Origin of the sequence: Nocardioides sp. (assembly GCF_029937575.1) — a bacterium.
Taxonomy (GTDB): domain Bacteria; phylum Actinomycetota; class Actinomycetes; order Propionibacteriales; family Nocardioidaceae; genus Nocardioides.
On the sequence record NZ_JAPYPS010000009.1, the window covers coordinates 36,705 to 56,740 of the forward strand.

At 70.4% G+C, this 20,036-nt stretch carries 17 protein-coding genes; 6 read left to right on the forward strand and 11 right to left on the reverse strand.

The window, feature by feature from the left end; all coding sequences use genetic code 11:
- Positions 1–16 precede the first annotated feature (16 nt).
- Positions 17–1,330 (forward strand): peptide synthetase, encoded by a 1,314-nt coding sequence (locus Q1K33_RS05430; RefSeq protein ID WP_300401453.1) that lies wholly within the window; start codon positions 17–19, stop codon positions 1,328–1,330.
- Positions 1,331–1,380: 50 nt separating this feature from the next.
- Here Q1K33_RS05430 and Q1K33_RS05435 read toward each other — a convergent pair whose 3' ends face one another.
- Both Q1K33_RS05435 and Q1K33_RS05440 read right to left on the reverse strand, forming a co-directional pair.
- Positions 1,381–3,738, reverse strand: a complete 2,358-nt coding sequence (locus Q1K33_RS05435; protein WP_300401455.1) for an excinuclease ABC subunit UvrA — start codon at positions 3,736–3,738, stop codon at positions 1,381–1,383.
- Between the two features lie 3 nt (positions 3,739–3,741).
- A complete protein-coding gene (locus Q1K33_RS05440) occupies positions 3,742–3,957 on the reverse strand; it encodes a hypothetical protein (protein WP_300401457.1) in 216 nt (71 codons plus the stop codon).
- 19 nt (positions 3,958–3,976) lie between these two features.
- On the opposite strand from Q1K33_RS05440, the gene Q1K33_RS05445 reads away from it, so the two are divergent.
- Complete coding sequence (locus tag Q1K33_RS05445) at positions 3,977–5,812, forward strand: HAMP domain-containing sensor histidine kinase (RefSeq protein WP_300401459.1); 1,836 nt, start codon at positions 3,977–3,979, stop codon at positions 5,810–5,812.
- Between the two features lie 266 nt (positions 5,813–6,078).
- Here Q1K33_RS05445 and Q1K33_RS05450 read toward each other — a convergent pair whose 3' ends face one another.
- On the reverse strand, positions 6,079–7,095 hold the full coding sequence (locus Q1K33_RS05450) for a zinc-dependent alcohol dehydrogenase family protein (RefSeq protein WP_300401461.1): 1,017 nt from the start codon (positions 7,093–7,095) through the stop codon (positions 6,079–6,081).
- A gap of 65 nt (positions 7,096–7,160) precedes the next feature.
- On the opposite strand from Q1K33_RS05450, the gene Q1K33_RS05455 reads away from it, so the two are divergent.
- From Q1K33_RS05455 to Q1K33_RS05470, 4 genes are all read left to right on the forward strand, one after another.
- Positions 7,161–8,687, forward strand: a complete 1,527-nt coding sequence (locus Q1K33_RS05455; RefSeq protein WP_300401463.1) for a UDP-N-acetylglucosamine 1-carboxyvinyltransferase — start codon at positions 7,161–7,163, stop codon at positions 8,685–8,687.
- A gap of 3 nt (positions 8,688–8,690) precedes the next feature.
- On the forward strand, positions 8,691–9,500 hold the full coding sequence (locus Q1K33_RS05460) for a glycerophosphodiester phosphodiesterase (RefSeq protein ID WP_300401465.1): 810 nt from the start codon (positions 8,691–8,693) through the stop codon (positions 9,498–9,500).
- Positions 9,497–10,885 (forward strand): MFS transporter, encoded by a 1,389-nt coding sequence (locus tag Q1K33_RS05465; RefSeq protein WP_300401467.1) that lies wholly within the window; start codon positions 9,497–9,499, stop codon positions 10,883–10,885. The genes Q1K33_RS05460 and Q1K33_RS05465 overlap by 4 nt, the downstream gene beginning before the upstream one ends.
- A gap of 93 nt (positions 10,886–10,978) precedes the next feature.
- A complete protein-coding gene (locus tag Q1K33_RS05470) occupies positions 10,979–11,359 on the forward strand; it encodes an RNA polymerase-binding protein RbpA (protein WP_300401469.1) in 381 nt (126 codons plus the stop codon).
- A 12-nt stretch (positions 11,360–11,371) separates the two neighbouring features.
- Here Q1K33_RS05470 and Q1K33_RS05475 read toward each other — a convergent pair whose 3' ends face one another.
- The 8 genes from Q1K33_RS05475 to Q1K33_RS05510 all read right to left on the reverse strand — a co-directional run bounded on the left by Q1K33_RS05475 (position 11,372) and on the right by Q1K33_RS05510 (position 19,996).
- On the reverse strand, positions 11,372–11,842 hold the full coding sequence (locus Q1K33_RS05475) for an FxsA family protein (protein ID WP_300401471.1): 471 nt from the start codon (positions 11,840–11,842) through the stop codon (positions 11,372–11,374).
- 4 nt (positions 11,843–11,846) lie between these two features.
- Positions 11,847–12,677, reverse strand: a complete 831-nt coding sequence (locus tag Q1K33_RS05480) for a polyprenol monophosphomannose synthase (RefSeq protein WP_300401542.1) — start codon at positions 12,675–12,677, stop codon at positions 11,847–11,849.
- Complete coding sequence (gene lnt / locus Q1K33_RS05485; protein WP_300401473.1) at positions 12,628–14,229, reverse strand: apolipoprotein N-acyltransferase; 1,602 nt, start codon at positions 14,227–14,229, stop codon at positions 12,628–12,630. Before lnt ends, Q1K33_RS05480 begins: the two co-directional genes overlap by 50 nt.
- A 405-nt stretch (positions 14,230–14,634) precedes the next feature.
- Entirely contained in the window at positions 14,635–15,069 is a 435-nt protein-coding gene (locus Q1K33_RS05490; RefSeq protein ID WP_300401475.1) for a hotdog fold domain-containing protein, read from the reverse strand.
- Complete coding sequence (locus tag Q1K33_RS05495) at positions 15,066–15,809, reverse strand: OAM dimerization domain-containing protein (RefSeq protein ID WP_300401477.1); 744 nt, start codon at positions 15,807–15,809, stop codon at positions 15,066–15,068. Before Q1K33_RS05495 ends, Q1K33_RS05490 begins: the two co-directional genes overlap by 4 nt.
- Positions 15,806–17,389, reverse strand: coding sequence for a lysine 5,6-aminomutase subunit alpha (locus Q1K33_RS05500; protein WP_300401479.1), 1,584 nt, complete (start codon positions 17,387–17,389; stop codon positions 15,806–15,808). The genes Q1K33_RS05495 and Q1K33_RS05500 overlap by 4 nt, the downstream gene beginning before the upstream one ends.
- The gene (locus Q1K33_RS05505) at positions 17,386–18,930 is read right to left on the reverse strand and encodes an amidohydrolase family protein (protein WP_300401481.1); all 1,545 of its coding nucleotides are present in this window, start codon (positions 18,928–18,930) and stop codon (positions 17,386–17,388) included. Before Q1K33_RS05505 ends, Q1K33_RS05500 begins: the two co-directional genes overlap by 4 nt.
- The gene (locus Q1K33_RS05510; RefSeq protein WP_300401483.1) at positions 18,923–19,996 is read right to left on the reverse strand and encodes an L-erythro-3,5-diaminohexanoate dehydrogenase; all 1,074 of its coding nucleotides are present in this window, start codon (positions 19,994–19,996) and stop codon (positions 18,923–18,925) included. The genes Q1K33_RS05505 and Q1K33_RS05510 overlap by 8 nt, the downstream gene beginning before the upstream one ends.
- Positions 19,997–20,036: the final 40 nt, after the last annotated feature.

Here is a 20,036-nt window from a genome sequence, read left to right on the forward strand (position 1 = left end):
CCCCTAGAGTACGGCGATGCGGCTGACCAACGTCGCCCGGATGGGCTTGCCGCAGGGGCGGCTGTACAGCTACACGGTCGAGGTGACCGGCGGTGGCGACCCGATCCCGGTCTCCTTCGACCAGGCTCGCCACGTGGGGGCCGGGGAGCGGCCGGGCTCGTGGATGGCGATCGCGTTCTGCCTGCCGACCGACGCGACCCAGCGACGACTCGCGCAGGCCTGGGTCGCGGTCGTGCGCCGCCACGGCACCCTGCACAGCGTGTTCTCGCCCGGTGATCCGCAGCCGAGCCTCCACGACGTCGAGGTCGGCCCAGGGGAGTGGCGCGAGCACGAGGTCGCCCCCGGACGGCTGACCCGCGACGTCCTGCGCGAGGTGCTCGACGCCGGCTGCACGCCGTACGGTCGTCCGTCCCACCGGCTGTGTCTCGTCGAGTCGGGCGACGGGCGCCCGGTCGTCGTGATCGGGGCCGACCACGCGCACGTCGACATGTGGTCGCTGCTCGTCGTGCTGCGCGACCTGCTGGCCGAGTTCCGCCGACCGGCCGGAGCAGCGGCGTTGCCGCCGGCGCGTGGGTTCGAGGAGCACACACTGGAGCTGGAGTCCCGGCCTCGCGCGCCCGCGGACGTGCGGGAGCGGTGGCACGAGATCCTCGGAGCCTGCGGGGGAGTCATGCCGTGCTTCCCGTTGCCGCTGGGCGACCTGGCGGAGCCCGTGGCCGAGGTCGTGGAGGTGCGCGACGTCCTCGGCTCCGCTCAGGTCTCCGGTCTCGTCGCCTTCGGTCGCGCCCACGGTGTCCGCCTGCTGCCCGTGGTCGTGGCTGCGATGACCGAGGTGACCGCCGAGCTCGCCGGCCAGCCGCTGCGGGCGGTCTTTCCCGTCCACAGCCGCTACGACGCGGGCTGGCACGACTCCGTGGGCTGGTTCATCACCAACTCGGTCGTCGAGTCCACCGACCCCGACCCGGTGGCCGCCGGGGAGGCGGTCAAGGAGGCGATGCGGCTGGGCTCCTGGGCGCTGGCCGACGTGCTGGCGTCGTACGGCGGGATGCCGGCGGCGCCGGGGATGTTCGCGATCTCCTGGCTCGATCTCGGCCGACTCCCGGTGACCACCGACCCGGCGCTGGCCGCGCAGTTCGTCGGCGCGGTGACCCGCACCGACGGCGTGATGCTGTGGTTCGTGCTCAACGAGTCAGGCCTGCACCTGCGGTGTCGTTACCCGGAGACGCCCGAGGCTCACCACTCCGTCGGTCGCTGGCTGGACGCACTCGTCGCGCGGTTGCGGACGCTTGCCGCGACGCCGCTCACCGAGCCCTCCGTCCGTGTTACTTGACATAATGTCCATTATCGGCGAACCTGTCAGGGGAGTCCCGTGGCCTCACGTCACGCGACGTACGCCGCCAGGTGCTTCCCGGTCAGCGTCGAGCTCGCGGCGACGAGCTCGGCCGGAGTGCCCTCGAAGACGATCCGGCCACCGTCGTGGCCGGCGCCGGGCCCGAGGTCGATGATCCAGTCGGCGTGCGCCATCACGGCCTGGTGGTGCTCGATCACGATCACCGACATCCCGGAGTCGACGAGGCGGTCGAGCAGGCCGAGCAGGTGCTCGACGTCGGCGAGGTGCAGGCCTGTGGTGGGTTCGTCGAGCACGAGGATCCGCTCCTTGCCGCCCATGTGGGTGGCGAGCCGCAGTCGCTGCCGCTCGCCCCCGGACAGGGTCGTCAGCGGCTGACCCAGGCTGACATAACCGAGTCCGACATCGACGAGGCGCTCGAGGATCCTGTGGGCGGCGGGGAGCCTGGCGTCGCCCTCGCGGAAGAACTCCTCCGCCTCGGCCACCGGCATCGCCAGCACCTCGGCGATGTCGCGACCACCGAAGGTGAACTCCAGGACGGCCGCCTGGAAGCGCCGCCCCCCGCAGTCCTCGCAGGTCGAGGCGACCCCGGCCATCATCGCCAGGTCGGTGTAGATCACCCCGGCCCCGTTGCAGGTCGGACAGGCGCCGTCGGAGTTGGCGCTGAAGAGTCCGGGCTTGACCCCGTTCTCCTTGGCGAAGGCCTTGCGGATCGGCTCCAACAACCCCGTGTACGTCGCGGGGTTGCTGCGCCGCGACCCCCTGATGGCCGTCTGGTCGACCGCCACGACACCGTCGCGTCCGGAGACCGAGTCGTGGATCAGCGTCGACTTGCCGGACCCGGCGACGCCGGTCACGACCGTGAGCACGCCCAGGGGGACATCCACGTCGATCGACTGCAGGTTGTGGGCCTCGGCGCCGCGCACCTCCAGCACCTCGCTCGCCGTACGCACCGAGCCCTTCAGCGACACCCGGTCGTCGAGGTGGCGACCGGTGAGCGTGTCGCTCCCCCGCAGCCCCTCGACGGTGCCCTCGAAGACGATCTCTCCACCAGCGGTGCCGGCGCGTGGCCCGAGGTCGATCACGTGGTCGGCCACCGCGATCGTCTCCGGCTTGTGCTCGACGACCAGCACCGTGTTGCCCTTGTCGCGCAGTCGACGCAGCAGGCCGTTCATCTGGTCGATGTCGTGCGGGTGCAGCCCGATCGTGGGCTCGTCGAAGACGTAGGTGACGTCGGTGAGCGACGAGCCCAGGTGCCGGATCATCTTGGTGCGCTGCGCCTCTCCTCCGGACAGCGTCCCCGAGGGCCGGTCGAGCGAGAGGTAGCCGAGGCCGATCTCGACGAAGGAGTCGAGGGTCTCCCCCAGCGCCCCCAGCAACGGGGCGACCGACGGCTCGTCCAGCTCACGCACCCACGACGCCAGGTCGCTGATCTGCATCGCGCAGGCATCCGCGATGTTGAGCTCGCCGATGCGCGAGGAGCGGGCCTCGGGGCCGAGCCGCGTCCCCTGGCACTCCGGGCAGGCGGTGAAGACCACCGCCCGCTCCACGAAGGCACGGATGTGGGGCTGCATCGCGTCGACGTCCTTGGCCAGGAACGACTTCTGGATCGTGGGGATCAGACCCGCGTAGGTGAGGTTGATGCCGTCGACCTTGATCTTCGTCGGCTCCCGGTGCAGCAGGTCCTGCAACTCGCGCTTGGTGAACTTCTTGATCGGCTTGTCGCAGTCGAAGTAGCCGCAGCCGCGCAGGATCCGTCCCTGCCAGCCTTCCATCGACCAGCCAGGGATCGTCAGCGCGCCCTCGTTGATCGTCAGGCTCTCGTCGTACAGCGCCGTGAGGTCGAAGTCGGACACCGAGCCACGCCCCTCGCAGCGCGAGCACATGCCTCCGAGCCGATGGAAGGTCGCCTTCTCGGTGCGGGTCCTCCCCTCGCCCCGATCCACGGTGATGGCACCGCTGGCCGTCACCGACGGCACGTTGAACGAGTAGGCGTTGGGTGGCCCGATCCGGGGGTCGCCGAGCCGGCTGAACAGGATCCGCAGCATCGCGTTGGTGTCGGTGACGGTGCCGACCGTGGAGCGCGGGTTGGAGCCGAGCCGCTCCTGGTCGACGATGATCGCGGTCGTGAGCCCGTCGAGCAGATCGACCTCGGGACGCGCCAGAGTCGGCATGAAGCCCTGGACGAAAGCGCTGTACGTCTCGTTGATCAGGCGCTGCGACTCCGCCGCGATCGTGCCGAAGACCAACGAGCTCTTGCCCGAGCCGGAGACACCGGTGAACACCGTCAGCCGGCGTTTGGGGATCTCGACGCTGATGTCCTTGAGGTTGTTCTCCCGCGCGCCCTGCACGCGGATCAGGTCGTGGCTGTCTGCGGCATGCACGGGCACACCCTACTGACGCTCGGGATCAGGCTGGTGTGAGCGATGGGCCTGTCGGGCCATCGCCGCGTCCGTCGTACCGCGCCAGAGCTCGATGCGGGCGAGGAACGCGGTCGGGTCGTCGAGCATGAGGATCAGCAGAATCAGGGCGGCCACGGGCCCGTAGCGACGCCGTCCTCCCATCACGTCGATCCGGTTGCCCGAGGAGGCACTAGTCTCGGCGGACAACCAGGTCTGGGGGTCACGCGTGAACGGTGAGTACGAGACGCCGGAGCTGACGGCTCTGCGCGAGCTCCACCGGATCACGATGCTGGTGAACTCGGCGCGTGACCTGGTCGATGTCCTCCACACCGCGGCACAGGGCGTCATCGACGTCATCGGGTTCGACGCCGTCGTGGTCAACATGCTCACCGACCAGGACGAGTTCGAGGCAGTCACGGTGCTCGGACCACCGCACGAGGCACTCATCGGCACCCGCAACAGCCGCGACGCGCTCCTGTCCGAGGTCGAGGCCGGTGAGGTCTGGGGACAGCTCGCCTTCGTCCCTGAGGGCAGCATCGTCCACGATCCCGCGATGGCTTCCTGGGCGACCTCGGAGCCACCGCTCGAGGAAGCGCACGCCTGGCTCCCCGGCGATGCCCTGTACGCGCCGTTGCGCGCGCCGGATGGTCAGCTGCTGGGAATCCTCAGCGTCGACCTGCCCCGCGACGGCCGGCGTCCCGGTGCCGTCCTGTGCAGCATCCTCGAGATGTACGCCGTGCAGATCGGTCTGGCGATCCATCACGCCCGGGAGCGCGAGCGTCTCGCGGAGAGGCTGCGCCTGTCCGCCGCGACCCACGCCGTCGTGCAGGCCGCCGCCGGCTACGACGACCTCGAGCACATCCTCTCCGCCTCGCGGCCTGCTCTGGAGGGCGGCTTCCGCGCTACCCAGGTGTGGATCCGTCTGTTCGCCGAGGCGAGCGGGGCCTGGGAGGCGGTGAACCTGCCGTCCGGCCTGGTGGACGACCTGCGCGCCGCGATCAGCTCCGAGGCCTCGCACGACGCCGCCGGATCGGTCGAGCTGTTGCTTGCCGGGGTGGAGGAGATCGCCTCCACGTGCTGGCAGGCGGGCCGGATCCTGTCGGTCTCGCGGTGCAGGCCCGACGACGGCGCCGACCTGCTCGAGCGGGAGGTCCTCACCTCGGTGCTGTCGTGGCTGCAGTCCCTGGGCGACGACCAGGTTGTCCTGGTGCCGCTGGGCGTGGCCGATCAGTGCCTGGGCTACATCGCGCTGAACCGCCGTACGGGTGGTGGTTGGACCGAGGCGGAGGAGGCGGCCGCCCTGGACGTCGGGCGTGAGCTGGGACGAGTGATCAGCTCGGCGCGGCTGCGGGCTCGCGAGCAGGAGCTGATGGCGCGTCTCGAAGAGCTGGACGAGTACAAGGACCGGGTGGTCACCACGATCATCCACGAGCTCAAGAACCCGCTCTCGGTGGTGATGGGCAACCTGGAGCTCGCCCGGGAAGAGCCCGACCTGACGAGCCGGGCGCACGAGGCCATCGCTCGTGGAGCCGACCGGATGCAGACCCTGGTCGACGACCTCCTCACCCTCACCCGGCTGCGTGAGCCGGTCGTCGAGCTCGACCGCGTCACCGTGGACCTGTCCGAGGTCGTCGCCGAGGTGGCCACGCTCGAGGCTCAGGGGGCGAATCGCCAGGGCGTGCGGCTCGACCTGAGCGCTGTCGAGGCGGGCGTCCAGGTGCGCAGCGAGGGCTCAGAGCTGGACCGGATGGTGCTCAACCTGGTGTCCAACGCGATCAAGTACAGCGGCGAGGGGGACGTGGTCTCCCTCAGCGTCAGGCAGGACGCCCAGCACGTCGAGTTCCGCTGCACCGACACCGGGATGGGCATCAGGGCGCAGGACATGTCCTCGATCTTCGACGAGTTCGACCGGTCCTCGAGCCCCGGGGCCAGGGCCAAGCCGGGAAGCGGACTGGGGCTCCCCATCGTGCGTCGTGTGGTCCAGCGACACGGTGGCAGCATCGAGGTCGCCTCGCAGGTCGGTCAGGGGAGCTCGTTCATCGTGCGGCTCCCCCGCGCCTGACCAGGCTCCCCCGCTCCTGGCCACTCGGCCAGACCGCCTAGTCATCTCGGGCCATCCTGCGCGAATCGGCGTCGGATCGGGTGCGCACGAGCCTACGGTCGGGTCACACCCGACCAGGAGACTCTCGTGTTCGACACCGCTCCCGAGGCCACGCGCCTCCACCTCTCGCACGACATGCCCTGCGCCCGGTGCGGGCACGCCCGACACACGTTCCTCGCGTGCTCGGAGACCTGCCGCTGCCGGCCCGACGAGCTGTCGCTCGCGGCTCAGGGCTCCAGCAGCACCTTGATGGCGCGGCGCTCGTCCATCGCGGTGTAACCCTCGGCCACCTGCGCCAGGGGCAGGGTCAGGTCGAAGACGAGGCCCGGGTCGATGCGCCCCTGGGTCACCAGCTCGAGGAGCTCGGGCAGGTAGCGTCGGACCGGTGCCATGCCGCCGGCCAGACCGACGTTCTTCTGGAACATGCGACGCACCGGCAGCTCGACTCCGTGCGGCACCCCTACGAATCCCACGGTCGCGCCAGGGCGAGCCACCGCGAAGGCGGTCCCCATCGACTGATCGGTTCCGACGCACTCGAGCACCGCGTCGGCGCCCACTCCCCCGGTGATCTCCTTGACGGCCGCCGCGCCCTCCTTGCCGCGCTCGGCCACGATGTGGGTGGCGCCGAACGAGGTCGCGATCTGCTGACGCGGCTCGTGGCGCGACATGGCGATCACCTTCTCCGCACCCATCGTGGCGGCCGCGAGGACACCGCACAGGCCGACCGCCCCGTCACCGACCACCACGACCGTGCCGCCCTCGCGGACCCCCGCGGAGACCGCAGCGTGCCAGCCGGTCGGCATCACGTCGGAGAGGGCCAACAGGGAAGGGATCATCGAGGCGTCCGGCACACCGTGCGTCGCGACGAGGCTGCCGTCGGCCTGGGCGACGCGGGCGTACTCACCCTGGCCACTGCTGGTCATGCCGAGGTTCACGCAGGCAGACTGCACGCCGGCCCGGCAGTGGGCGCACGTGTTGTCGCAGTGGTCGAAGGGCACGACGACAAAGTCGCCCGCCTTGAAGGACGACACGTCCGAGCCGACCTCCTCCACGACGCCCACACACTCGTGGCCGATGGTCGCGCCAGCGGTGATCGGGCTCTCGCCCCGGTAGGGCCAGAGGTCGGACCCGCAGATGCACCCGGCCGTCACCTTGACGATCGCGTCGGTGGGAGCCTCGAGAGTCGGGTCGGCGACGTCGCCGAAGCGGATGTCGCGGGTGCCGTGGATCGTGGTTGCCAGCATGGACGTGATCCTGTCAGGACGGCCCGGGATCGCCGAATAACTCATATATGAGTTACGTTTTCGTCATGTCTGATGACTACAAGGGCCGGATCGGCAACCTCATCCGCGATGCGCGCAAGCACCGTGGGTTAACCCAGTCCCAGCTCGCCGAGCGACTCTCCACCAGCCAGAGTGCGATCAACCGCATCGAGAAGGGTCACCAGAACCTCTCGCTGGAGATGCTGGCTCGGATCGGCGCTGCGGTGGACTCCGAGATCGTGGCGGTCGGTGCCGGTCCGACGCACCTGCGGATCCAGGGCCCGACGACCCTGTCGGGATCGATCGACGTCAAGACGTCCAAGAACGCAGGCGTGGCGCTGTTGTGTGCCTCCCTGCTCAACCGGGGCCGCACGACGCTGCGCAAGGTCGCCCGGATCGAGGAGGTCAACCGGCTGCTCGAGGTCCTCGAGAGCCTCGGTGTGCAGACCAAGTGGCTCAACGACGACAACGACCTCGAGATCGTCCCGCCCAAGGACCTCGACCTCAGCCGGATCGACGAGGCCGCGGCCCGCCGTACGCGCTCGGTGATCATGTTCCTCGGGCCCCTGCTGCACCGCGCCGACGCCTTCGACCTGCCCTACGCCGGCGGCTGCAACCTCGGCACCCGCACCGTGGAGCCGCACATGTCGGCCCTGCGGCCGTTCGGCCTCGAGGTCAAGGCGACCGACGGGATGTACCACGCGCAGGTCAACCGGGCCATCGAGCCGGGACGTCCGATCGTGCTCACCGAGCGCGGTGACACCGTCACCGAGAACGCCCTGATGGCCGCGGCGCTGCACGCCGGCACCACCACCATCCGCAACGCCTCGTCCAACTACATGGTCCAGGACCTCTGCTTCTACCTGCAGAAGCTCGGGGTGAGCATCGAGGGTGTCGGCACCACGACCCTGCGCGTGACGGGTGTGGAGACCATCGACGTGGACGTCGACTACGCCCCGAGCGAGGACCCAATCGAGGCGATGTCGCTGCTGGCCGCCGCGATCGTCACCAAGTCGTCGATCACCATCCGGCGGGCCCCGATCGAGTTCCTGGAGATCGAGCTCGCGGTGCTCTCCGAGATGGGCCTGCAGTACCACCAGTCGGAGGAGTACGTCGCCCTCAACGGCCACACCCGTCTGGTGGACATCGAGACGCGGCCCTCGCAGCTGCACGCGCCGCTGGACAAGATCCACCCGATGCCGTTCCCGGGGCTCAACATCGACAACCTCCCGTTCTTCGCCGTGATCGCGGCCGTGGCGGAGGGCCAGACGTTCCTGCACGACTGGGTCTACGAGAATCGCGCCATCTACCTCACCGAGCTGACCAAGCTGGGAGGCCAGGTCAAGCTCCTGGACCCGCACCGCGTGATGATCGAGGGGCCGACCTCGTTCTCCGGAGCCGAGCTGATCTGCCCCCCGGCCCTGCGACCGGCCGTGGTCATCCTGCTCGCGATGCTCGCCTCCAAGGGCACCTCGGTGCTCCGAGGCACCTACGTGATCCACCGCGGCTACGAGGACCTCGCCGAGCGCCTCAACACCCTCGGTGCCAACATCGAGACGTTCAGGGACATCTGATCCGTGACGTCCCCGCGCACCGGGCGCCCCTACCTCGATGCGGTGCTCGACCAGCCCGGCTCCGTGCTGGCGATGGCCCATCGGGGCGGATCGCCGCCCGAGATCGCCGGCCTGGAGAACACCCTCGCCGCGTTCGAGCACGCCGTCTCCCTGGGCTACGACTACCTGGAGACCGACGCCCAGGTCACCTCGGACGGCGTCCTGATGGCCTTCCACGACGACGAGCTCGACCGCCTGACCGACCAGTCCGGCAGCATCTGGCGCCTGCCGTACGCGCACGTGCGTGAGGTGCGGGTGGCCGGCCGGGAGGAGATCCCGCGTCTGGAGGACCTCTTCGACGCGCTCCCGCGGGCCCGCTTCAACATCGACCTGAAGTCCGAGGGGTCGCCGCGAGCCCTGGCCGACTTCATCACCGCGCGCGGCGCGTGGGACCGGGTGCTCGTCGGCTCGTTCTCCACCCCCCGGATGCGCGAGTTCCGGCGGCTGGTGCGGGGCCGCGTGGCCACGTCTGCCACCCCCGCCGAGGTCGGCGCCGTCCTGGCTGCGCCCGGCCTCGCCGCCGTACGACGCGCGACGGCCGGCTGCGACGCCCTGCAGATTCCGCACTTCCGCCACGGACTGCGGGTCACGTCCCCCAGACTCGTACGGCGTGCGCACGCGGTGGGCAAGCACGTCCACGTGTGGACCATCGACACCCCCGACGAGATCCGACAGCTGGTCGACCGAGGTGCCGACGGACTGTTCACCGATCGCACGGACGTGTTGAAGGCCGTCCTCGTCGAGGACGGCCGGTGGAGGGAGACCACGACATGACCGCTGGACCGCGAGACCCCCTGCCCGTCGCCGACCTGGAGCCGTTGAGCCGGTCGCGCGAGCAGAGGGCGTGGTACTGGTACGACTGGGCCAACTCGGCCTACTTCACCACCGTCCTCAGCGTGCTCTTCGCGCCCTACATGGCCACCGTCGCCGGCCGGGCTGCCGGGTGTGGTGACGAGGTCGAGGGCTGCACCCGCACCTTGAGCCTGTTGGGGATCGCGGTGTCTCCCGGATCGCTGCCGTTCTACCTGACCAGCTTCGCGACCATCACCAGCGCCTTCGTCCTCCCGGTCGTCGGCGCGATCGTGGACCGCTCGGCCCGCAAGAAGCTCCACATGGCGGGCTTCGCCTGGGCCGGGGCGGCGTCCGCGTCGATGCTCTTCTTCCTTCGCGGCGACCAGTGGCAGATCGGCGCGGTCGCCGTCGTGCTCAGCAGCGTCCTGGCCGGATGCTCGCTGGTCAGCTACTCGGCGATCCTCGTGGACATCTCCACCGAGGACGAGCGCGACCACGTCTCCTCGCGGGGATGGGCCTTCGGGTACCTCGGCGGCGGCACCCTGCTGCTCGTCAACCTCGTGCTGGTGCAGGGCAACGACCTCTTCGGTCTCGACCGCGAGATGGCGGTGCGGATCTCGTTGCTCTCCGCGGCTCTGTGGTGGGCGGGCTTCACGCTGATCCCGTTCCTCCGACTGCGCAACCGCCCCCCGGTCGCCGTGGTCGCCGTCGAGGGTGGGCTCCTCTCGCGCAGCTTCGGCCAGCTGTTCCGCACGCTCAAGGACCTGCGCAACTACCCGATGACGCTGACCTTCCTGGCGGCCTACCTCTTCTTCAACGACGGCATCCAGACCGTGATCTACGCCGCCTCCACCTACGGTGAGAAGACACTGAAGTTCGACACCAGCGTGCTCATCGGGACCATCCTGCTGATCCAGTTCGTCGCCTTCGGGGGCGCGCTGCTGTTCGGTCGGATCGCCGCGCGCTACGGCAGCTACAAACCGATCCTGTGGGGCACGTTCACCTGGATCGGCATCGTCGTGCTGGCCTTCTTCCTGCCGGAGAAGAACGTCCCGCTGTTCGTGCTGGTGGCCATCGGCATCGGCCTGGTCCTGGGCGGCACCCAGGCGCTGGCCCGCTCGTTCTTCAGCCTGCTCATCCCCCGAGGTCGCGAAGGCGAGTACTTCGCGCTCTACAACGCGTGCGAGCGCGGTACGTCGTGGCTGGGCACGCTGACGTTCGGCATCGTCTTCCAGCTCACCGGGAGCTATCGGCCGGCGCTCCTGGCCCTGATCGCCTTCTTCGCGATCGGAGCCGCGTTCCTGCTCCGGCTCGACGCCGAGCGGGGCATCCGGGAGGCCGGCAACGAGGTGCCACGAACCTTCTGAGGCGTGGAATCTTGGAGAAGTGGGTAACGTTGACAGATGTACGGGCGCACCCGCCCGTCCACAGACCACGCGGACACAGTTTGGAGGTGCCTCATGGCAGAGCGCACTTTGCGTGGCGCACGGCTCGGAGGCCAGAGTTTCGAGGATGAGCGCGGCATCGAGTTCGCCGCTCGTCAGCAGGTCGGCTACCGCTGCCCACAGGCACACGAGTTCGAGATCACGATGTCGGTCGAGGCCGACATCCCTGCCGTCTGGGAGTGTCCGCGCTGCGGGGCCGAGGGCCTCAGCACCGCCGGCATCCAGAAGGAGGAGAAGGCCGAGAAGCCCGTCCGCACCCACTGGGACATGCTGCTCGAACGTCGCTCGGAGAAGGAGCTCGAGGACATCCTCAAGGAGCGCCTCGACCTCCTGCGCGGGGGTCAGATCGGCCCGGCTCACCTGCACCGCTCCAAGAAGCGGCGCGCGACCGCCTGATCGCTCGTTCGACTACTCGTCGACCACCTCGCCCCGGATCACGGGTCCATCGGACCCGGGTCCGGGGCGTGTTGTGTGTCCGGTGCCCATCGGGCCGAACACCGTGAGCCTGCGTGAGACGACCTTGGCCAGCACCCCGCGGAACAGCGGCCGGGTGAAGGGCAGGATCAGGAAGACCCCGAGCACGTCGAGGACGAATCCCGGGCTGAGCATCAGGGTGCCGCCGATGAGGATCAGGGCGCCGTCGGCCAGCTCGTCGGCCGGCATCCGGCCGCTCTCCAGCGCCGAGCGCAACGCCCTCCAGGCCCGACCGCCCTCGCGCTTGATCAGCCACGACCCCAGGGCACTGTCGGCGATGAGCAGCAGGATGGTCCACCAGGGCCCGATCACCTGACCGACCTGGATCAGGACGTAGATCTCGACGATCGGCACGACGACGAACGCGATGAGCAGGAACCAACCGACGGGTCGACGACGAGCCATGGTCCTACTGTAGTTCGCTGCCGTGCGCCGATGCCGGGCGGAGGCGACGCCGGGCCCGCACCCGGCGCATCTGCTCGCGTCGCTCGCGCAGGCCCCACTGGGTGATCCGCCGCAGCGACTCGCCCGCCACGGCCCCGCTCATCTTGGAGTCGCCGCGCACGCGCTCGACGAACTCGATCGGGACCTCGCGCACCACCAGCCCGCTGTGCAGGGTGCGCCAGACGAGGTCGGTCTGGAAGACGTAGCCGGTGGAGCGCACCTGCTCCAGCCCGATCTTCTCCAGGGTGGTGCGGCGGAAGAGCCGGAATCCCGCGGTGGCGTCGCGCACCTCGATGCCCAGCAGCAGACGGACGTAGCGGTTGCCGCCGCGCGAGAGCAGCTCACGACGTACCGGCCAGTTGACCACGGAGCCTCCGGGCACCCAGCGCGATCCGATCACGAGGTCTGCGCCGTCCAGGGCGTCGATCAGCCTGCCGAGCTGCTCGGGCTGGTGCGAGCCGTCGGCGTCCATCTCGCCGATGACGTCGTAGCCCTCGGCGAGCGCCCAGGCGAAGCCCGCCAGGTAGGCCGCCCCCAGGCCGCCCTTGGCACTGCGGTGCAGGACGTGGACCGCCGTGTCGCTGGCGGCCAGGTCGTCGGCGATCAGGCCCGTCCCGTCGGGAGACTCGTCGTCGACCACCAGTACGTCCACGAGCGGCTGGGCGGCTCGCAGCCGCCGTACGATCCAGGCGAGGTTGTCGGCCTCGTCGTACGTCGGCACGACCATGACGGTGCGGGACACCGGGTCACCGGTCTCCGGCGCCGGAGCCGGCCTGGTGGAGTTCATCGCGTCCATCGCGTCCATCGCGTCGTCGTGTCCGTCGTCTCGTCCGGGAGCCGTTGCGCGGCTCGGTGAGCGCGCCACGGTAGGCCCGGATCCCCAACAGCAACCCAACGGCGCTCGACAGCGCGCTCAACAGCGGAAGGACGCCACCGACCCGGACCCCGGGTGTCAGCCCGGTGCGCAGGTCGACGGTCTCGACGAGGACCTCCTGGGTCAGTCGCTGCGTGCGGTCGACCACGGAGCCGTCGGGGGCGATCACCCCGGAGACCCCGTTGGTGGCCGCGACCACGACGTACTTGCCGCTCTCCACCGCGCGGGCGCGAGTCATCGCGAACTGCTGCTCGATCTGGTCGGTGAAGATGAAGCTGGCGTTGCTCGTCTGCACGGTGAGCAGCTCGGCGCCGTTCTCCTGCTGGATCGCCAGCCCGTCGTCGTAGGCGATGTCGAAGCAGATCGCGTCGGCCACCGCCACACCGGCGACGTCGAGCGGTGTGACGCGGTCGCCGCTGCGCATGTCTCGGCCGATGCGGGCCAGCTGACCGCTCTCGGTGAGCCCGGCCCACTCGAAGACCCCGCGGAACGGGATGTACTCCCCCATCGGGACGGGGTGCCGCTTGGTGTACCGCTCCCCCGGACCGGTGTCGGGGTCCCACACGATGCCCTGGTTGAGGATGTGGTCGGGCCCGTCGTCGACGATGGCACCGACCATGATCGGCACCCCGATCGCGGCCACCGCGGTCTGGATCTGGGCGTTGGTGGACGCATCGTCGAACGGGTCCACGGCCGTGGAGTTCTCCGGCCACACCACGAAGTCAGGTCGAGGGCGCAGCCCCTCGGCGACGTCCCTGGCCAACGCGACGGTGGCGTCGACGTGGTTCTGGGTGACACCTCGGAAGTCCTCGAGGATGTCGTTGCCGGCGCCGGGCACGTCACCCTGGACGGCGGCCACCGTCGTCTGGGCACGAGTCGGCAGCGTCCACGGCACGACGGACGGCACCACGGCCACCGACGTCAGTCCCACCAGGCCGACAGCTGCATAGAGCCGCTCGTACCCACGGGCCGAGACGACCAGTCTGGCCACGATGAAGCCGATGGTCGCCACGATCAGCGAGACGCCGTTGACGCCGACGTAGGCCAGGGTGGGCGCCAGCGGGGTGTCGACGACGCCAAAGCCGAGGCGCCCCCACGGCATCCCGCTGAAGGGCCACGTGCTGCGGGTGAACTCCATCGTCAACCAGGCACCGGCCAACCAGAAGGGCCAGGCCCGAAGGCGGTGCAGCACCGCGGCCGCAGCACCGAAGAGACCGTGGAAGATGGCCTCGATGCCGGCGAGCGCGATCCAGGCGACCGCGCCGATGGAGGAGCTCATCCAGTAGATGTGCGGGAAGTAGAACCCGATCCCGAACACGAGGCCGACCACGAACCCGGAGCGGGCCCGCAGGTCACGCGTCGTCAGGGCGAGCGCTGCCAACGAGAGTGGCATCAGGTAGGCGATCGCGACGGGCTCGAAGGCCAGCGAGAGCGCCGCGCCCGCGACGAGGGCGACGAAGGTCCGGGCGAGCACACCCGAACGGTACCGGGGGCCTGGCCACCCTGCAGGGCTCCGGGAGGACCCGCCGCCCCCTCGGCCGTCCGCCGTCCGCGACAGGCTGCCGCGACGGGGTCGTTGTCTCAGGTGTGGGGGGTCCTCCCGTGCCGCTCTCATGGAGCGGACCGGCCTCCGCGAACCACGGCGTCAGGATGTTGGCGCTACACCCCTCCGACCCCGGCCACTCGGACGTCGGTCCGCTTGCCACGACCTGCATGAGCGGACGGCACAGACTTGCGCCGCTGGACGCGAGTGTCAACCAGCCCCTGACCTGCGAGGATGGGCAAAGTCGCAGGTCAGGCTGCCCCGTCCGGCGAAGAAATAGTCCTTGAATTAGTCACTACTGACGGCGTGTCGTCCGGCGAAACGCCGACGGGTGGGCTATTGCGCCGACGGCGTCGTGCCGGGTACGACGACCGTGCCCCGCGCGGTGGTGGCTGCGATCGGCGGGTCGACCACCTCGGCGGCGCCGGGGTGGGCCTCCGTGGCGGCTCCGCGGGCCACGACGCGCAGCTCGAAGTCGATCAACCGAGACCGAGCGCCTGCCCGGACCAGCACCGCCTCCACCTCGACCACGTCACCGGCCCGCACGGGCGCGGAGAACTGCACGTCCGAGTAGGACGCGAACAGTCCCTCGTCGCCGTCGGTGCGCACGCAGAGCTCCGTGGCCACGTCGCCGAACAAGCCCAGGCCGTAGGCCCCGTCGACCAGGTTCCCGGCGTAGTGGGCGTGTGAGTAGGGGACGTAGCGTCGGTGCACGATGCGGGTGCCCTCGCGGTGGTCGCCGGTGGGCGACGGGTCATGGTCGGCAGTCACGTGGTGCTCCTGGGAGGTGCGAGTCGGCTGGTGATGAACGAGGCCACCTCGCCCGGCGTCGTACCGCGTCCGAAGATCCGGTCGACACCGAGCTCGTCGGCCATCTTCTCGTCGAAGCGGGGACCGCCCACCACGAGGAGGGGCCGCTTGTCGGAGGGGTAGGACTCGCGGAAGGCCGCGGACATCTCTCGGGTGTTGAGCAGGTGCGCGTCCCGTTGGGTGACGACCTGCGAGACCAGCACCACGTCGGCCCTCTCGGCGCGAGCGCGCTCCACGAGCTGCGGCACCGCGACCTGGGCGCCGAGGTTGACCACCTTCAGCTCGCGGTAGTACTCCAGCCCCTTCTCACCGGCGAAGCCCTTGATGTTGAGGATCGCGTCGATCCCCACCGTGTGGGCGTCCGTGCCGATGCAGGCCCCCACCACCGTCAGCCGGCGGCGGAGGCGACGCTTGATCGCGGCATTGACCTCCTTCGGGCTGAGCAACGGGTAGTCACGCTCGACCACCACGACCTGACTCGGGTCGACCACGTGGTTGACCCGGCCGTAGACGACGAAGAACGTGAAGTCTGGGCCGAGCGGCTTGGCGTGCACGACCAGCGCGGGGTCCATCCCCATCTTGTTGGCCAGCTGGGCCGCGGCACCCTCGGCGACCTTGGAGTGCGCCATCGGCAGCGTGAAGCTCACCTGCACCATGCCGTCGCCGCGGGTGTCGCCGTACGGAACGAGGACCTCGCTCATCGTGCCGCCTCCGGTGGTGCGTCCAGTGCCTCGGAGGCCGGGTTGTAGTAGAGGTCGGACTTCACCGCGACGCCGTCGAGACCGCGACCCGCGTCGGCGGGTCGCTTCATCAACCCGAACGTGCCCTCGGCGATCGCGTCGAGCATGCCGTCGTCGACGATGCGGTCGAGCAGCGCGATGGACTCCCCCAGCACGTGGCGCGCCCGGGAGGCGATGAAGCCGTCGGGCGCTGGATGGAAGTCCTCGTGCAGGGAGCCGGCGGCGTCGAGCACGTAGCGGACGTTCTGCAGGGCCACGTCACGGTCCGAGAGCCACGGCGTCACCACGGCCTCGGTCATCATCCCGACCAAGAGGATGCCCTGGCCGGTGAGGGCGCCGGCGAGGTTGAAGAACCCGTCGAGCAGGTTGCCCCGGAAGACGTCCCCGGTCATGTGACGCGTCGGAGGCATCCACTTCAACGGCGCCTTCGGGAAGATCTCCCTGGCCAGCAGCGCGTGCGCGAGCTCCATCCGGAACGAGTCGGGGATGGACGGGTCGATCTCGAACGCGTGGCCCAGCCCGAGCTGCCAGTCCTCGAGCCCGGCCTCCTTGGCGAAGTACTCGTTGAGGAGCTGGCTCGTCGTGACCGTGTGAGCCGCCTCCACCGCGTCCGCGGTGGTGAGGTAGTTGTCCTCGCCGGTGTTGATGATGATCCCCGCGCGCGCATGGACCTGCCGGCTGAAGCGTTGGTCGACGAAGGTGCGCACCGGGTTGATGTCGCGGAAGAGGATCCCGTACATCGAGTCGTTGAGCATCATGTCGAGGCGCTCCAGCCCCGCCAGTGCGGCGATCTCGGGCATGCACAGCCCGCTCGCATAGTTGGTCAGGCGGATGTAGCGGCCGAGCTCCTTGCTCGACTCGTCCAGGGCGGCCCGCATGAGACGGAAGTTCTCCTGGGTCGCGTACGTGCCGGCGAAGCCTTCGCGGGTGGCTCCCTCGGGCACGAAGTCGAGCAGACTCTGTCCGGTGGATCGGATCACCGCGATCACGTCGGCGCCCTCGCGGGCCGCCTGCTGGGCCTGCGGGATGTCCTCGTGGATGTCCCCCGTGGCGACGATCAGGTAGATCCAGGGTTGGCGGGGAGCGTCGCCATGTCGGGTGATGAGCCGCTCGCGCTCCCGGCGCCGAGCGTCGACGGTCCGCAGCCCCGCGTCCACCCGCTTGCGGGCGGCTGCGCGGGCCCGCGTGGCGTCCTTGCCCTCGGGAAGGCGGAAGGCGATCGTCCCGGCGGCGGCCTTCTGGGCCAGGGTGAGGAGGTCGTCTCCCTCGCCGCGCAGCAGCGCGTCCCAGACGGGAAGCGCGACGCCGTGCTCGAGGCCGCCCTGGTCGTCGAGGTCGGCGCGCACCACGTCCACCAGCCGGTTGACCCACGGTGTGCCCTCCTCGTCGGCGCCGGCGAGTCCGGCGAGCCGCAGCGTCGCACGCTCCACCGAGACCGTGGTGTGCTTCTTCGCCATCGTGACGATCGGACGACCGGCCTTGCGCGCCAGGCTGCGCGCGTGGCGCACCGTCCTCGGGTCGAGGTCGAGCTTGCCGGTCATGCGGGCGCTCCTTCGTGGATGGTCCGACCGCTCGAGACGAGCCTGCGCAGGACTGGCAGCGGAGCTCCCGGTGACACGTCGGGCATGGCGCCGGCACGCAGCCCGGCGGGGGTGTCCCAGACAGCCAGGTGAGCGGGCGCCCCGACGGTGAGGTCACCCGCGTGCAGGTTGGCGGCATCCCAACCGCCGACGGTGTGCGCGGCGAAGGCGACTGCAGGCACGAGCGCGTGCTCCGGGTTGTGCGGGTGCACCGCCGCGCGGATCGCGGCCCACGGCCCCAAGGGCGTGACGGGCGAGTCGGAGCCGAAGGCGAGGCGCCGCATCTGCGCGAAGGGACTCGTCCGGCGCCAGCGCTCGCCGAGCCGGGCGGCGTACATGTCGGTGGGACCGCCCCACAGTGCGTCGAACATCGGCTGGACGCTGCACACGATGCCGAGCCGGTCGATGACCTCGAGGACCCGAGGTGAGGGAAGCTCGACGTGCTCGAGCCGGTGGCCGGCGTCGACAGCCCCTCCCAGCACGGCCTCGGCCAGCTCGAAGCCGGTCGCGACCTCCTCCAGGGCGCCGTCGCCGATGACGTGGAAGCCGGCCTGCAGCCCGGCGTGGGTGCACGCGATCACGTGGTCACGGACCTGCTCGGCGGTGACGTAGCCGTGGCCGCAGGAGCCGGGCGCGTCGGAGTACGGCTGCTCCAGGGCCGCCGTACGGGAGCCGAACGCGCCGTCGGCGACCAGGTCCCCGGCCAGGCCAGCGACGCCGAGACGACGCGCGGTCTCGATCGCCATCAGCTCGCCCCAGTAGACGACGGCGTGCAGACCGGTCTCGACGGCGGCCTGGCGCACGAGGTCGATCTCGGACTCGGGGCCGATGTGGGGCGCGGCGTTCTCGTGGAAGCTGACGATCCCCTGGGCCGCCATCGCGTGGCAGGCGGCGCGGGCCGCACCGAGGCGTTCGGTGTCGCCGATCAGCGCCTCCAGGGTGTTGCGCACGGCGTGGTGGGCGTCGCGCTCGACCCGCCCGTCATCGCTCCACCCGGCCAGCCCCTCGAGCCCCGGGACCAGGGACGCCAGTGCCGGCGAGATGACCGAGGAGTGCCCGTCGACCCGCGTCACGTAGGTGCGCCGTCCGGGTGCGGCGCGCTCCAGCTCTGCGCTGGTGGGCGGGCGCGACTCCGGCCAGGAGGTCTCGTCCCACCCCTGACCCACCAGCACCGCGTCGTCGGGATGCGACACGGCGAAGTCGGCGACCGCGTCGAGGCAGGCCACCAGGCCCGCGATGCCGGTCAGGTCGAGTCCGGTGAGGGCGAAGCCGCTGCGCACGGTGTGCACGTGGCTGTCCACGAAGGCCGGTGCCACCCAGCCACCCTCGAGGTCGACGACCTCGGGGGCGTCCCGGCCGACGCCCACCCAGCCGGTCGCCTGGTCCTCGGTGCCGATGAAGGCGATCCGGTCGCCCTCGATGCCCACGGCGGTGGCCGCTGCGCCGCCGAGGTCGACGGCCACCTGGCCGCCCCGCAGGACGGTGCGCGTGCGGTCAGTCATGCAGCCTCCTCTCGAAGAGTTCGCGGACACCGGCCTCGCTGCGCAGCAGCTCGAGGGCGTAGGCGGCGTGGCCAGGGACGTAGCCGTTGCCGATCAGCATCCGGACGTCGGCGGCCAGGCCCTCAGCGCCGAGGGCCGCGGCGGAGAACGAGGTGGCCATCGAGAAGAAGATCACCGTGCCCCGCTCGGCGGTCGCCAGGACGGCGCCACCTTCGCAGCCGGGGACGTCGACGCACACCACGGTGACGTCGGCGGGCCCACCGACACTGGTGACCGCCTGGCGCAGGGCGATCGGGTCACGTGCGTCCGAGACGCTCACGTGGTCGGCCAGGCCGGCTCCGCGCAGGACCTCGGCCTCCGCCCCGTGCGGCACGACGCCGATGGTGGAGGCCGCTCCGGCGCGCCGAGCGGCGGCGAGGCTGAGCGAGCCCGACTTCCCGGCTCCCCCGATGACCGCGACCACCGGGGCGCGCCCCCGCTCGACGTACTCCTCGACGACGCGGGCTGTCAGCGCCGGGGCGCCGCAGACGTCCATCACCGACAGGCTCAGGGCCACGGGCAGGTCCTCGGGGAGTCGCGCGGCGATGGATCGCCCGAACAGCACGGCATGACCCGCGCAGGGCACCTGCTCGGTGAGGCCGTCCCAGGAGGACAGCGCGTCGTCGATCACCAGCGGCGTCAGCGTGAGCGAGACGAGGGTGGCCACCCGGTCCCCCACGACCAGGCCCAGGGGCGACTCGGGCCCGACCTCCTCGACGGTGCCGACGAGCATCCCACCGGAGCCGGTCACCGGATTCTGCATCTTGCCGCGGGCCGACACGATGGCCAGGACCTCGGCGCGCACGGCGTCGCCGTCAGGTCGCCCGGCGACGGTGTGCTTCTCCGCGAGCTGGCGGAAGGAGGCGGCATCGAGGTTGAGCCGCTCCACGCGTACCCGCACCTCGTCGGGCCACAGTGCGCCGCCCGGATCCAGCCGCTCGGCCGCCTGGGGCAGCACTGGTGGACGGTCGAGGACGCGGTGCAGCCCCGTGGGATCGGCCGAGACGGTGGTGGTCGAGACGCTCATGAAGACAAGTCCTTTCTCGTCAACGACCGCGCACAGGAAA

Coding starts and splice junctions, on each gene's coding strand:
- Q1K33_RS05430 (WP_300401453.1), top strand. CDS start 17: ATGCGGCTGACCAACGTCGCCCGGATGGGCTTGCCGCAGGGGCGGCTG.
- Q1K33_RS05450 (WP_300401461.1), bottom strand. CDS start 7,095: ATGCTGGCAACCACGATCCACGGCACCCGCGACATCCGCTTCGGCGAC.
- Q1K33_RS05455 (WP_300401463.1), top strand. CDS start 7,161: ATGTCTGATGACTACAAGGGCCGGATCGGCAACCTCATCCGCGATGCG.
- Q1K33_RS05465 (WP_300401467.1), top strand. CDS start 9,497: ATGACCGCTGGACCGCGAGACCCCCTGCCCGTCGCCGACCTGGAGCCG.
- Q1K33_RS05470 (WP_300401469.1), top strand. CDS start 10,979: ATGGCAGAGCGCACTTTGCGTGGCGCACGGCTCGGAGGCCAGAGTTTC.
- Q1K33_RS05475 (WP_300401471.1), bottom strand. CDS start 11,842: ATGGCTCGTCGTCGACCCGTCGGTTGGTTCCTGCTCATCGCGTTCGTC.
- Q1K33_RS05480 (WP_300401542.1), bottom strand. CDS start 12,677: ATGGACGCGATGAACTCCACCAGGCCGGCTCCGGCGCCGGAGACCGGT.
- Q1K33_RS05495 (WP_300401477.1), bottom strand. CDS start 15,809: ATGAGCGAGGTCCTCGTTCCGTACGGCGACACCCGCGGCGACGGCATG.
- Q1K33_RS05500 (WP_300401479.1), bottom strand. CDS start 17,389: ATGACCGGCAAGCTCGACCTCGACCCGAGGACGGTGCGCCACGCGCGC.
- Q1K33_RS05505 (WP_300401481.1), bottom strand. CDS start 18,930: ATGACTGACCGCACGCGCACCGTCCTGCGGGGCGGCCAGGTGGCCGTC.
- Q1K33_RS05510 (WP_300401483.1), bottom strand. CDS start 19,996: ATGAGCGTCTCGACCACCACCGTCTCGGCCGATCCCACGGGGCTGCAC.